Source organism: Sphingobacterium sp. MYb388 (assembly GCF_037479535.1).
Lineage (GTDB): Bacteria > Bacteroidota > Bacteroidia > Sphingobacteriales > Sphingobacteriaceae > Sphingobacterium > Sphingobacterium anhuiense.
The window spans coordinates 46,662-60,040 of the sequence record NZ_JBBGYV010000010.1 but is presented as its reverse complement, the minus strand read 5'-3'; the positions used below and the strand labels follow the sequence as shown (position 1 = coordinate 60,040).

General features: G+C 36.5%; 12 protein-coding genes. 2 read left to right on the top strand and 10 right to left on the bottom strand.

Annotated features, from left to right (window positions below; translation table 11 throughout):
• Positions 1-109: 109 nt before the first annotated feature.
• The 5 genes from WH188_RS23225 to WH188_RS23205 all read right to left on the bottom strand — a co-directional run bounded on the left by WH188_RS23225 (position 110) and on the right by WH188_RS23205 (position 5,091).
• Positions 110-1,396, bottom strand: coding sequence for a citrate synthase (locus WH188_RS23225; protein WP_132769051.1), 1,287 nt, complete (start codon positions 1,394-1,396; stop codon positions 110-112).
• Between the two features lie 329 nt (positions 1,397-1,725).
• Positions 1,726-2,637 carry a molybdate ABC transporter substrate-binding protein gene (locus tag WH188_RS23220; protein ID WP_168127548.1) on the bottom strand — a complete coding sequence of 304 codons (912 nt, stop codon included), beginning with the start codon at positions 2,635-2,637 and terminating at the stop codon, positions 1,726-1,728.
• A gap of 14 nt (positions 2,638-2,651) precedes the next feature.
• On the bottom strand, positions 2,652-3,122 hold the full coding sequence (locus WH188_RS23215; protein ID WP_021188704.1) for a DsrE family protein: 471 nt from the start codon (positions 3,120-3,122) through the stop codon (positions 2,652-2,654).
• A gap of 3 nt (positions 3,123-3,125) precedes the next feature.
• Positions 3,126-4,106 (bottom strand): c-type cytochrome, encoded by a 981-nt coding sequence (locus tag WH188_RS23210; protein WP_132841227.1) that lies wholly within the window; start codon positions 4,104-4,106, stop codon positions 3,126-3,128.
• Between the two features lie 79 nt (positions 4,107-4,185).
• The gene (locus WH188_RS23205) at positions 4,186-5,091 is read right to left on the bottom strand and encodes a LysR family transcriptional regulator (RefSeq protein WP_132769046.1); all 906 of its coding nucleotides are present in this window, start codon (positions 5,089-5,091) and stop codon (positions 4,186-4,188) included.
• A 452-nt stretch (positions 5,092-5,543) separates the two neighbouring features.
• Here WH188_RS23205 and WH188_RS23200 point away from each other — a divergent pair, with 452 nt between their 5' ends.
• Together WH188_RS23200 and WH188_RS23195 are read left to right on the top strand one after the other, a co-directional pair.
• Positions 5,544-5,906 carry a BlaI/MecI/CopY family transcriptional regulator gene (locus WH188_RS23200; RefSeq protein ID WP_021188707.1) on the top strand — a complete coding sequence of 121 codons (363 nt, stop codon included), beginning with the start codon at positions 5,544-5,546 and terminating at the stop codon, positions 5,904-5,906.
• A 5-nt stretch (positions 5,907-5,911) separates the two neighbouring features.
• Entirely contained in the window at positions 5,912-7,993 is a 2,082-nt protein-coding gene (locus WH188_RS23195; RefSeq protein WP_168127547.1) for a M56 family metallopeptidase, read from the top strand.
• Between the two features lie 70 nt (positions 7,994-8,063).
• Here WH188_RS23195 and WH188_RS23190 read toward each other — a convergent pair whose 3' ends face one another.
• From WH188_RS23190 to pstC, 5 genes are all read right to left on the bottom strand, one after another.
• Positions 8,064-10,100 (bottom strand): beta-N-acetylhexosaminidase, encoded by a 2,037-nt coding sequence (locus WH188_RS23190; protein ID WP_168127546.1) that lies wholly within the window; start codon positions 10,098-10,100, stop codon positions 8,064-8,066.
• A gap of 150 nt (positions 10,101-10,250) precedes the next feature.
• Positions 10,251-10,814, bottom strand: coding sequence for an aminoacyl-tRNA hydrolase (gene pth, locus WH188_RS23185; RefSeq protein WP_168127545.1), 564 nt, complete (start codon positions 10,812-10,814; stop codon positions 10,251-10,253).
• A 90-nt stretch (positions 10,815-10,904) separates the two neighbouring features.
• Positions 10,905-11,651 (bottom strand): phosphate ABC transporter ATP-binding protein PstB, encoded by a 747-nt coding sequence (pstB, locus tag WH188_RS23180; RefSeq protein WP_132769040.1) that lies wholly within the window; start codon positions 11,649-11,651, stop codon positions 10,905-10,907.
• On the bottom strand, positions 11,641-12,498 hold the full coding sequence (gene pstA, locus WH188_RS23175; protein WP_132769038.1) for a phosphate ABC transporter permease PstA: 858 nt from the start codon (positions 12,496-12,498) through the stop codon (positions 11,641-11,643). The genes pstB and pstA overlap by 11 nt, the downstream gene beginning before the upstream one ends.
• Entirely contained in the window at positions 12,488-13,378 is an 891-nt protein-coding gene (gene pstC, locus WH188_RS23170; RefSeq protein ID WP_021188714.1) for a phosphate ABC transporter permease subunit PstC, read from the bottom strand. Before pstC ends, pstA begins: the two co-directional genes overlap by 11 nt.
• Between the last annotated feature and the right edge of the window lies 1 nt (position 13,379).

Here is a 13,379-nt window from a genome sequence, read left to right as displayed (position 1 = left end):
ATGAATTAAGAGAAGGAAAAACAAATTATATACTGGTTTAATAGACATTTGTTTATGGAAATAAAAAAAGCATCTCGAAAGATGCTTTTTTATTAAAATATTTTAAGAATTAACGTTGTGTTATTTCAACATAATCACGTTCCGTCGGACCAGTATATACTTGTCTTGGACGACCGATAGGTTCTTTGTTTTCACGCATTTCTTTCCATTGTGCAATCCATCCCGGAAGACGACCTAAAGCAAATAATACGGTAAACATTTCCGAGTTGAATCCTAATGCACGGTAAATAATACCTGAGTAGAAATCAACATTTGGATATAATTTTCTATCGATGAAGTATTGATCATTTAATGCCGCTTCTTCTAATTTTTTAGCGATATCTAAAACAGGATCATTAACACCTAATTTTTCTAAGATATCATCACATGCTTTTTTAATGATTTTAGCACGAGGATCGAAGTTTTTATAGACACGGTGACCGAATCCCATCAAACGGAAAGGATCATTTTTATCTTTTGCTTTCGCTAAATATTTTTCAGCATCTCCGCCATCATTTTTGATCGCTTCAAGCATTTCAATTACAGCTTGGTTTGCTCCACCATGTAACGGTCCCCAAAGGGCATTGATACCAGCAGAAATAGAAGCATATAAATTTGCGTTTGATGAACCTACAATACGTACTGTAGAAGTCGAACAGTTCTGTTCGTGGTCAGCATGCAAAATCAATAATTTATGCATTGCATCAATCACAACTGGATCAAAAGTTTTATCCTGATTGACTTCACCAAAGATCATATTTAAGAAGTTGTCGATATAACCTAAATTAGTTTTAGGATATACAACAGGATGACCTAAAGATTTCTTTTGAATCCAAGAAACAATCGTAGGCATTTTAGCCAATAAATTGATAATTGTTTTGTCTTCTTCTTCAGGTGTTGGATTTGGATCTAAAGATTCAGGGTAAAATGCTGATAAAGCTCCAACTAGACAAGATAATTGTCCCATTGGATGGGATTTTGAAGGAAAGCCTGCAAAGAAGTTTTTCATGTCTTCATGAATCATCATCTGTGATTTGATGTCCGTTCTGAATTGTTCTAAAACTGCTTTTGTTGGAAGGTCTCCGTATATCAATAAATAAGCAACTTCCAAGAAAGTTGATTTCTCCGCTAATTGTTCGATAGGGTAGCCACGGTATCTTAAAATACCTGTCTCACCATCAAGGAAAGTGACAGCACTTTTTGCTGCACCAGTGTTTTTAAAACCTGGATCTAATGTAATATATCCAGATTGATCTCTCAATTTAGAGATGTCAACTGCTTTTTCGTTTTCTGTACCAGTAATAACTGGAAATTCGTATGACGAACCATTTAAAATAATAGATGCTGTTTCAGACATAAGCTTCTTATGTTATCATGTGTTTATGCAAATGTAATAAAATTGAGGGCTAATATACTAGGTTTTCGTAATAATAATGCCATAATCTAAGCATTTTTGACATTATTTTTAATTAAAAATCTTAGTTATTACTGATACGCGCCATTTGTTTATCCAAAAGTTTTCAATTGGCTGATAAGGTAAAAATCTAATTTTTTAAGCATAATGTTGCTTATGCACATAATACAAAAAAAGCCCTTCCAATTTGCCTCTTCGATGAGTATAAAAGGAAAGACTTTTTTGATTCTTCCACGCAGAAACCTGAAACAAAATTTAGGCAATGCTAAAGCTTAATCTACCTGAAAACCATATTTTTTATAAATGTTTTTTGCAGAATCTGATTGGAGGTAAGCCATAAAATCACTAGCAGCTTGTTTATTTTTAGATTTTTTCAATTTACCAGCCATATATTTCGCCGTAATGTTTTCATTATCCGGAATGGTAATACTTTCTACCGGATGTTTGATCATTTTTTGAAAAAATGCCTCTGAGTACCATACTGGAGCAACATCGGCTTGACCTTCTAATATTCGAAGTGGACTCTCTCGATGATGTATTTTAGTGAGATAAGTAGATTTATCTGCAACCTTGTCTTCCATAATGGTATGTACGAGTTCTTCTCCACCAACTTTGCGATAAGCGGTTTTTATCTGCTCGCCAACACCTTCCCAAGCTGGATTCGGCATGCTGATACGAACATCCTTACGTTTTAAATCCTTCAAGGATTTGATGTTTTTCGGATTACCCTTTGGAACCATTAAGGTAAGTTTGTTGGTTGCATAAGCAATAGTCTGATCAAAATAGTCAGCCATCTCTGTGATCCGTCTTTGACCCGCAGTGTAAATATCTGGCGTGTGCGTAATCTTCAAATTGCCGATTGTTAGTGATCCACCTTGAATTTGTTTTGCCAGTATTCCCGGAGGTAATGTTTCGACAAATATGCGCTCGTACTGTGGATGTTCTTTCTTGAAAGTTTTGATAAGATCATCGATAACCATAAACTGGTTTCCGGCAAAGAAAATAACCAATTGTGGATTTTCAATTTCACCATAAAGATCAGGGATGTTGTCAATTCCAGGGATCGTAAAATTAACAGCAGATTCAGGAGGGGTATTCCAAGGAGGATGAAATTGATGATCTTGTGCATAGGAACATGAAGTTCCAAGTAACAAAGCAAGTATAGTTTTAGCGAGTTTTTGCATGTCTTGTTTTCAAATTATGGTTTAACAATTGTCCAGCCTTGATGAGCTCTGATCACCAATTCACCATTACCGCTGGGAACATAACCGATGAAATCAAACAGTTGTTCCTTGGTCAGATTACGTTCTTTTAACGAGTTGGTACATTGTGCTACTTGGACCCCTCTTGCGATTAGTTTTTTGAACTGTTCTTCATATTTAGAAGTACTTTTTAAAAATGCCTCAGTACCACCAGAAAAAGCAATCAGTTCAAGCGTTAATTTTCCTTTTAATCGTGGATCGTCCAACACATTGTTGATGTTGCGAATTGCTTTCTCAATTGTTTTTGGATCATTGCTATCCAATTGGTAGATCGCATGATACGATTTTTTTTCAGCAACAGCTCCTTGAAAGGACGCATTTTTCACCAATGCTTCCTCTTGCGTTTGTGCCGCTAATTTACCCATGCTACAGATAGCAAGGATCATAATCATAATTGTTTTATTCATTTTTTAAAAATTAAAAGGACCGAATTTATGTTGTATTGCACTTATCTCGTCGTTATAAGGTGGATAAGGTGAGTCTTTTGGTTTTTTTGCTAAGTTAGGATAGTCATTTTCCTTATTTGCTTTGATTGGTCTAGAAAAAGAATTGATATAAGCAGCCACATCAAATGCCTGTTCATCTGTTAAAATCGGACTGTCGTGAGTAGCACCTAAAGGCATATTTGCTTTGATAAATTTCATTGCTGTTAACATACGTGCCATTCCTGCACCATCATTGTAGGAATCATTTCCCCATAGAGGTGGATATTGATATCCTTTAGTTCCAGCAAGTTTTTGGCCTTCTCCATTTGTACCATGGCAACTTTGGCAATGCTGTTGAAAGACAGTAGCTCCATTCTTTTGATCGGCAGCTCTTTCCGGAATGGTCACTTTGACAAATCCCTGCCCAGTAATTCGCTTTCCAATTGGCGTATCTTTACTGATATGTTTAATATAGGTAACAATTGCCCTCATTTCGGTACTGTTCACATCAATAGCTTTTCCGTTCATGCTACGTTCAAAACAACCGTTGATACGCTCTTCTAGTGATTCCACTTTATCTTCTCTGCCAATGTAAATCGGGAAAACACCTGTAAGCCCTACATAGGGAGCCGCAAATGATTTTGTTCCGCCATTGAGGTGGCAATTGGTACAGGCTAGATGATTACCAATTTTACTTCCATCTTTTTCATAAAAATAGTTGTAAGTCTCCCTTATCAGTTTTTCACCATAGCTTGCCATTTTATCTTCGGCATTGTCAGCATAAGGTGTCAGTTTTAATTGATCAACATGGTTAATTATTTCGCTCTGTTCAGACTCTTTATCAGGAGATTTATGCGCTAAAGCATTTGTCATATAAGCAGATAAAACAATGAAGCATAATAATATGCTCGTCACGATAATAATGGTATTGCTACTCCTCCTAATTTTTTTAATATCCTCTTCCATTCATACTAGGTTTTAAACAAATGTACCCTATTACAGAATGCTGTTATAATTCATAATTATTATCTGTTATAACGAAATGTTATGAGTAGATTTTACCCTTATGCTGTTGAATAAAGTTCATGAATTTTAATGGAAGGCCCGCAAGTCCTCCAACCAAATGGGTGATGTAGAAATAACGCTCTATGCTAAAATCTTCTAACTCAATGATTTTTAAATCACCGTTTTTAAGCTCTTCTTGTATCGCATGGATCGAAAGAAATGCCGCTGTATTGCTGTATTTTAGATACCTTTTAATACTTTCGGAGGATGATAAAATAATTTCTGTATGGAGATGCTGTAACGAAATTCCAGCTTCTTTCAATTTGCAATCGATGATATCACGAGTTCCAGATCCAGGTTCCCGGAATACGAGTGCTAATTTATAGATGTCATTTAAGACAAATCTCTCTTCTTTACATAAAGGATTAGTATTGCGGGTGACCAAAACAATTTCATCTTTGATATAGGGTGTGAATTTTAATGATCTATTATCTGGCAATCCCTCTGTAATCCCCAGATGAATTTCGTTCTTGATAAGAAGTTGCTCAACCCGTTTTGAATTAGCCTGCGTGACTTTTATTTCATTTTGTGGAAAATGGAGATTAAACTCCACTAACATTTTAGGAATTACATATTGAGAAATCGTTGTGCTGATTCCCAGGAAGAGATTTCCATTTTGCTTTCCTGTTATTTCGTTGATTTCATAAGTCGCCTGATTGTATTGTTCCAAAATGACCTGCGCATGTTTATAAAGAATCTTTCCAGCAGGAGTAAGGGCAAGCCGGTTGCCTAATCGTTCAAATAACGGTGTACCAATGGAGTTTTCAATCTCCTGTATATTTTTACTTACAGCTGGCTGTGAGATAAAAAGCTCTGATGCCGCTTTTGTGAAGTTGAGCGTATTGGCCGCAACGTAAAAAACTTTTAACCTAAAATCGAAATCCATAAATGAAATACCCTTATCGTAATGAAATGTATAGAACCAAATCTAAAAAAAATTGAATGCGTTTTTAGCTATTAACAAAATTGTCACAATTATAAATGTAAGTTGTTTTCAAATTTATTGAAGATTTGAATAGCATGATAGAATATGGTTTGGATTTAGAATATTAATTCAGGCCCAGTCAAAGCATGTTTATCAGCCATAGATCTATTGACAGTTTACTTTTATCGGGAATTACTAGACAAGGTGGATATCTTGAACTTGATCACAATATTGAATTCTGATAATAATGCTCTTGAACTATAAGCAAGGACAGCTTTGACATTGCGTGTTTCATTTTTTTCAATGGAGAAATAGTATTTGAAAATCCAGAGAATAAAAAAAAAGAATTATTAATTTGAATTGTTACGATTATTTCGTAGACTTGTGTATAATTAGTAGTTTAATAATCAGGTATGGAAAAGTTAACAGCACAAGAAGAACAGGCGATGCAGGCCATTTGGAATCTTAAGGCATGTTTTGTGAAAGAGATTTTGGACAATATCAAAGGCGAGAAGATGCCCTATACGACATTGGCCTCTACAGTTAAAAATCTAGAAAAAAAGGGATTCGTAAAGTCAGTTAAGTATGCAAATGCAAATCGATACGAACCGTTGATTTCTGAAGAAGATTATAAAGAGACATTTATGCACTCTTTCGTAGGAGACTATTTTAAGAATTCATATAAGGAGATGGTTACATTTTTTGTGAAAGAAGAAAAGCTATCTGCATCCGAATTGGAAGAAATCATGCAAATGATCAAGGAAAATAAAAGCTAGTAACCATGGAAAATATCCTAAATTATGCGATCCAGATTAATGTATTACTAAGTGTTGTATACTTAGGATATGTATTGTTATTAAAGAATCTGACATTTTACCTGCTTAACCGCATGTATTTTATTACAGGTATTTTATTTTCATTTACCTATCCGTTCTTAGATATTCAATCCTGGTTTAGAAAACCAATTCCATCCGTAGGGGAGATCGCGATGGATTGGTCAATGGATCTCGGACAAGAGGTGGACAAATCGGTCTTTACCTTAAATAATGTATTGATCCTTTTACTTTTCATAGGGGTAACGATTTTATCAATTCGCTTCTTAATTCAGATGATTAGCCTATTGCGAATTCATATTTATTCTGAACCTGCACAGTGGCAATCTTATCTTTTTAGAAATGTTTTTATACCCATTGTACCCTTTTCGTTTTTAAATAAAATATACGTTAACAGAGATCATCATCCAGAACCGGAGCTCATGGATATTTTTAAACATGAAGATATTCATGTAAAGGGTTTGCATTCTATTGATATCCTGATCAGTGAGTTTACTTTAATCAGCAGCTGGTTCAATCCTTTTGTATGGCTCATGCGAAAGGCAATCCGTGAAAATTTGGAATTTCTAACAGATCAGCAAGTACTCAATAATGGCGTAGATAGACAGACCTACCAGTATAGCTTGCTACGTGTCAATGCTAGCGGCGGGTCGGCGACATTAGGAAATCAGTTTAGTTTTAAGACACTAAAGCGAAGGATAATGATGATGAATAAAAAAAGATCTGCAAAAATACAGCTCGGAAAGTACGCATTTATGTTGCCTATTTTTGTATTGACAGCTGGTGCATTTACTCTAAATAAAGCAGAGGCTAAGATAACGCAAGCGACAGATTCGGCGAAAGAGATTGATTTAGAATCTGCAGTATCCGTTGGTCAGTCCGCGCAAAATACCATTGAAGAAGCGGGTTTAGTTCAGGATACGTTAAAAGGAAAAGTAATAGGTGTAAATGTAAAAGAGGAAGCCGTTTCAATTATTGGAATTAAGACAGATACCTCAAAGTTTACTGCTCATGGAGTAAAGGTTAAGCAGGGTGCGAAGATAAAGATTAAATCTTTATCTAAAAACGTATTATTTATATTGGATGGAAAGAAAGTTGATGATATTCATAGTGTAGATCCAAATGATATCGAGGCTATTACTGTGCTTAAAAATAAGGCTGCAATAGATCTGTATGGAGAGAAAGGGAAAGAGGGTGTTGTTTTGGTTACAACTAAATTCGGAGGGAAGACATCTTCAGAAATAAACACCGGAAAAAATATAGTGAGCGGAAAGGATACTTTTAATGATAAATCCAATAAAATTGAATTAACATATGCCCCAGACAAATCCGATAAGGTGACTTTAGGGAAGCTAAATCCTGATCAACCTCAACCATTATTTGTAGTTGATGGTAAAATATCGGAAAATATAAATAAGATTGACCCCAATTCTATAGAGTCCATGGAAATATTAAAAAGTCCTTATGCCCAAACGCTCTATGGTAATAAAGGTAAAGATGGTGTTATTTTAATTAAGACAAAATCATTTGCAGAGAAAAATCCAGATGCCTTAAAAGACAACGTTAAAAAAACAATTAATCGTGAAATTTCCAAGGAAAGAACCCGTCAGGATTCTGTTAAGATGCTAAAGGGTGGTCAAGTTAATCAAATAAAGGTTACGGGATACAAAAAGTCAGCGGATGATTTTTATGCGACAACGTTGCAACAGGAAAAACTAAAAAAGTTTTTAAATGATAATAAAGGAAATATCGATCCAAAAGACGGTTATGTTTTAGTAATAAATGGAAAAGTTGCCCGAGAATCGGATCTTAAGGAAGTCGACGCCAAAACAGTGACGAAAGTAATGGCTACAGATTTAACAGCAAAAAATAGTGAGTTGTCGAAAAATATAATAGGACTATTGGCATTAGAATCATCCACTAATAAAAAAGCAGTTCGGGGTGCAAGTGCCTCTGTAATTAAGAATGGTAAGGAAATTAAGTTGCTGGTCAGTGAAGATGATCAAAATCCGCGTATTGTGATCAAATGACCCTGATGTTAATGGTTTATGAAAAAGCCTCAAAATCCATAAATTTTGAGGCTTTTTTGTGAAAGAACTTTTATCTCGGTTCAGCTACTGTGAAGGGTTGATAAGGACTTAGGTTAAAAGTAAAGTTTCCATTAGAATCTGTACCACCAACACTTCTTACTTTAGCTCTGACGGTGTATTTCGCTTTGGGATTGTACTGTTTCACTTCAAAATTGAAGAAGAATGGTTTAATCTTATTTGTCCCTCTAAATTTATCTGCTAATGCGTGATGTTTGTCTGCACTGATCACCTGACCATTTTCCAAAAGTTCGACACCATCTATTTCCAAAAAGTCTTTACCTGCTGTAAAGAGGAAGCCCGCCTGCACGCGGCCAGTAGTATACACTTTCTTAGTAACGTCAATTGTCATTTCTTTAAACTCTTCAGTAACTGTTGCAGGACTCCACTTAGCTACTGTAAAACCGTCCTTTTTATAGTAGTCGACTTTCAGTTCGTCCAATCGATCATAATGTTTTTCCAATCGGGCTGTAAAATCTGCAAAATCTTTTTTATTCTTCACTGTCCATCCCGTCTCAGCTAGTGCCAGTAAGCGCGGGAAGTTATGGATATTCATATCCTTTAGTTCTTGTGTTAATGCAGTCCATTGATTAGCCTGTACACCTAACACCAGTTTTTCCTCATCTTTAGTTAATCCTTTACTCGGATCATACTCGTATACTTTTTCAAGCGTATTGATATTACCGTAGGCTAGATCACTCATAGTACCGTCATTTCGATCTGCTTGTGTAATATCAAAATACAAAGGATCAGTTGGCGTTGCTACACTTTCAAATCCATTTTCTACAGCCTTTTTGATCGCATCAGCTCCGAGCCAGCTCATAATAGCTGTTTCTTTAGGTAGATTTTTAACATCTGTCAAGATATCATTCCATCCCAATGGTTTTCTCCCTTTACTCGTGATAATTTTAGAAACGCGGGTCACAAAGTAACTCTGTAATTCAGTAACCGTTTTAATATTATTCTTTTTCATGAAGTCGATCACGTGTTGTTCCTTTTCCCATAGGTCGTGTCGTACCTCATCACCACCGAAATGTATGTATTGGCCTGGAAATAATGCGGTAACTTCCGTAAATACATCATCAAGAAATTTATAAACAGCTTCTTTTGTTGGGTCTAAAGTATTCGGTGTAAATTGATTTCCCCAGTATCCCCATGAAGAAACAAAAGGAAATACATGATTGGGGTAGCTATTATTATTAACGCCGAGTTCCGGATATACCAAAATCGTTGGCCAGGAGTGTCCCGGAACATCAATCTCAGGAACAATCGTGATATGTCTTGCTTTGGCATAAGCCACAACATCCTTAATTTGCTCCTGAGTGTAGAAACCACTCCTTTCAGCAGGTTGGTGAGTTGTATGGTGGAAAATTGTTGCTTTTTCAGATGTTAGTTTAGGATATTTTTTGATCTCTATGCGCCAACCCTGATCGTCAGTTAGATGCCAGTGAAAAGTATTCAGTTTATAGAGTGCCATTACATCCAGATATTTTTTGATCACATCCACGCTATAAAATGTCCGGCTTACATCTTGCATATAGCCACGCCAGTTGTACCTCGGAATATCACTTATCGACACGTTGGGAATAGACCACTGACCATTATTAACTACCGATTGGCTTTCAATCGTACTTGGTAACAGCTGTCTGAGTGTTTGAGACGCATAATACAAACCCGTAGCAGTTTTTGCTTTCACAATGATATTATCCGATTTAATATCCAAGGTATATCCTTCTGCCGAGCTGTTTTTTAAACTCTTATCAATAACAAAGTGTATCCCTTTTTTACGGATATTTTCCTGTTCTATTTTAAGATCAAAATCTGTAGCGATTTTTATTAAACCTGCCAGTTCCTGTATTTCAGATCGATTTTCCTTATTGATGAATATTGTGGTGCCGGAGTTTATAGAGAATGCTCCATTTTGAGCAGTTAGCTCACTTGGTTTCGGTATAATAGAATAACGCGAATCCTGGGCCTCTACCTGATGAGAAAGCAATAAAATGGCTAATATAGTAAGACATTTCTGCTTTGTTTTTTGGAAATAAAACATGCTTTAGTCGGTTTTATATTGATTTAAGTCTGCTTAAAGGTAGAAAATCATTTTAAATTAAAACCAGGCTTTCGAATATCAAACGTTTGCGCTTTTTTGAGCATCGCTTTATAAAAGAAACAAAGCCGTTAACAGGTTAACGGCTTTGTTTTATTTTGTATTCAGATTGGTCATGGTCAGTTCAATACCGATATTGACAAAGCTATTGATCATCTTTACAGCATGATCGATAAGCTGTGGCAGTTCTTTTTGCTCTTCAGGATCAAATGGCCCAAGCACATAATCCACCTGTCTGCCTTTGGGATAATTATCACCAATTCCAAAACGCAGACGCGGGTATGCCTGCCCGCCACATAGTGCTTCAATAGACTTTAAACCATTATGTCCTGCAGCAGAGCCCTTAGGCTTGATACGTAAGGATCCAAAAGGAATAGCAAGATCATCCACAATAACCAGCGTATTTTCGATAGGAACTTTCAGCAGTTGCATGTAATAATTCATTGCCTTACCGCTTAAGTTCATATAAGTAGTCGGTTTGATTACATATACATTATGGCCCCGTTGCTTATACTCCGCATATGACGCAAGTTTTAACGTTGAAAAAGAAGCATTAGCTTCCTTAACAAGTTGATCTGCGACCATAAAACCGATATTATGACGTGTGTCGGCATATTCCCTTCCGATATTGCCCAATCCTACGATAAGATAATTCATTGTTTAATACTTAGCCTGCAAAAGTAAGGAAACCTTTTCATATACAATAGTTCTTCCATGCTTTAACAAACAAAATAGCACACTCAGTTCTTATCCAAAGTGTCCGCTAATATAGTTTTTCGTAATTTCATGTTGCGGATTGTTAAAGATATCATAAGTAGCACCCTCTTCCTTCACTTCACCCAGATACATGAAGATCGTTTTATCAGCCACACGTTGTGCCTGCTGCATATTATGTGTCACAATAACAATTGTATACTGTTCTTTTAACTGATGGATCAGCTCCTCTATTTTTAGGGTACTAACCGGATCCAAAGCCGAACAAGGTTCGTCCATTAAAATAACATCAGGACGAAGTGCAACTGCACGGGCAATACACAGACGTTGTTGCTGTCCACCAGATAAACGGGTTGCCGGTTTTTTAAGATCATCTTTCACCTCATCCCACAGATATACCTCTTCAAGAGCTTTTTGAATAACAGCAGGACTTGCGTCTAGATTGTTCAGCTTCAGACCGTAAGCGATATTTTCCTGGATACTTTTTGGAAATGGGTTCGCTTTTTGGAAAACCATGCCTATTCTCTTGCGTATATCCGTAACCGAGATACCTTTTTCATAAATATTTTGACCGTCGATACTGACCGTTCCTTCAATTCTAGCATCAGGAACTAGGTCATGCATGCGGTTAAAGGAGCGAAGTAAAGTACTTTTGCCACATCCGGAAGGACCGATCAATGCCGTTACTTTTTTCTCAGGAAACTCAATATCAATTCCCTTTAAAACATGTTTAGAACCAAACCAGATATTCAGATCTTTGGTATATAAATTATTGGTCATTTTTTCTGTATTTATAACGAATGTAAAATGCGGTTAAATTCATTAAGAAAACCACGATAATAAGTACGAGTGCAGTTCCATAAGCCAATGGACGCACTTCTTCTATAGATTGATGCTGTGTCGACAGCATGTAAAGGTGATAAGGCAAAGCCATAAATTCCTGACTAGTGTTAACAGACACATCTGTAATGTAAAATGCAACACCGGTAAACAAAATTGGCGCTGTTTCACCTGCCGCTCGCGATAATGTCAAAACAACACCCGTGAGGATACCGGGCAATGAAGCTGGAAGCACAACATCTTTAATCGATTCAAATTTTGTAGCCCCTACAGCAAGTGCCGCTTCACGCATACTCGCAGGAATACGTAGTAATGCCTCTTCCGTTGTCGTTATGATATAGGGCAAGGATAAAAGCCCCAATGTCAAACCAGCAGATAAAAGTGAAGTTCCAAAATGTAGGCCCTGCACAAATAATGCTAATCCGAATAAACCATAGATGATTGATGGTACACCTGATAAGTTACGTATAGAAGCTCTGATGGTACGTGTTAGCCATGTGTTTTTGGCATATTCATTTAAGTAGATCGCACAGCAGACACCAAAAGGAATTGCAAATAGCGCCGTTATCAATGTCAAGATAACTGTTCCGATTATTGGCGAAAGCACGCCACCTTTAGTCATACCATCGGTTGGTAATTCAGTGATGAAAGACCACGAGATCGCAGACCAGCCTTTTGAAAAAATTTCGTAAAGGATGACAATAAGGAAAAAACAGACTAATCCAGTAGAAAGTAATAATGAACCCCATTCAATAATGGGAGTTATTTTTTTAAAATTAAGCCGCATGATATTTTCTAAAACGATTAATAAAATATTCACCAACCAGATTGGCTATTAAAGTCATGAAGAACAATACAATTGCGATGGCAAATAAAGCAAAGTAATGTGTTGTCTGAAAAGGCACTTCGCCCATTTCTATAGCAATTGTTGCTGTAATGGTTTTGACCGAATCAAAGAAATCCTCAGGAAAAAGGGCTGCATTCCCAGTCGCCATTAATACCGTCATGGTTTCACCGATGGCTCTTCCAAGTCCGAGCATAACGGCTGCAATGATTCCGGGAGCTGCTGCTGGGATAGTAATTTTGATCAACGTTTGCCACTTACTTGCGCCAAGTGCATAGCTACCTTCGCGATAAGTTTTTGGAATAGCATGGATGGCATCTTCAGAAATTGTGATGATGGTCGGTAATGCCATAATAGCAAGTAAAAGAGAACCGTTTAAAGCATTTAGTCCATTTGGAAGATCTGTAAGCGATGCTATTTTGGGTCCTACCAATACAATTCCTAAGAAACCGATGACAACAGAAGGAATAGCAGCAAGCATTTCGATTAAGGGTTTCAATATATTTTTAACTTTAGGACTTGCATATTCCGAAATGTAAGCTGCTGTACCAATTCCCAAAGGGATCGCAATTACCATAGCACCAAATGCAACAATTGTTGTACTCACGATCAATGGTAAAATACCATAGGTAGGAATTGCAGCTGTAGGGTTCCATTCACGTCCTGTTAGGAAATCCAATGGTTTTACTTCTAAAAAGAAAGAAATAGCATTGTAGAGTAACATTCCGAAGATACCACCTAAAAGTGCCAACACAAGATATCCTGTCAATTTGAAAGTGTGCTGGGCGACACGATCAATTAAAATTCTATTTTTATACTTCATA

Coding starts and splice junctions, on each gene's coding strand:
- WH188_RS23220 (WP_168127548.1), bottom strand. CDS start 2,637: ATGCAAAAACTCGCTAAAACTATACTTGCTTTGTTACTTGGAACTTCA.
- WH188_RS23200 (WP_021188707.1), top strand. CDS start 5,544: ATGGAAAAGTTAACAGCACAAGAAGAACAGGCGATGCAGGCCATTTGG.
- WH188_RS23205 (WP_132769046.1), bottom strand. CDS start 5,091: ATGGATTTCGATTTTAGGTTAAAAGTTTTTTACGTTGCGGCCAATACG.
- WH188_RS23210 (WP_132841227.1), bottom strand. CDS start 4,106: ATGGAAGAGGATATTAAAAAAATTAGGAGGAGTAGCAATACCATTATT.
- WH188_RS23225 (WP_132769051.1), bottom strand. CDS start 1,396: ATGTCTGAAACAGCATCTATTATTTTAAATGGTTCGTCATACGAATTT.
- pstB (WP_132769040.1), bottom strand. CDS start 11,651: ATGACCAATAATTTATATACCAAAGATCTGAATATCTGGTTTGGTTCT.
- pstA (WP_132769038.1), bottom strand. CDS start 12,498: ATGCGGCTTAATTTTAAAAAAATAACTCCCATTATTGAATGGGGTTCA.
- pstC (WP_021188714.1), bottom strand. CDS start 13,378: ATGAAGTATAAAAATAGAATTTTAATTGATCGTGTCGCCCAGCACACT.
- pth (WP_168127545.1), bottom strand. CDS start 10,814: ATGAATTATCTTATCGTAGGATTGGGCAATATCGGAAGGGAATATGCC.
- WH188_RS23215 (WP_021188704.1), bottom strand. CDS start 3,122: ATGAATAAAACAATTATGATTATGATCCTTGCTATCTGTAGCATGGGT.
- WH188_RS23190 (WP_168127546.1), bottom strand. CDS start 10,100: ATGTTTTATTTCCAAAAAACAAAGCAGAAATGTCTTACTATATTAGCC.
- WH188_RS23195 (WP_168127547.1), top strand. CDS start 5,912: ATGGAAAATATCCTAAATTATGCGATCCAGATTAATGTATTACTAAGT.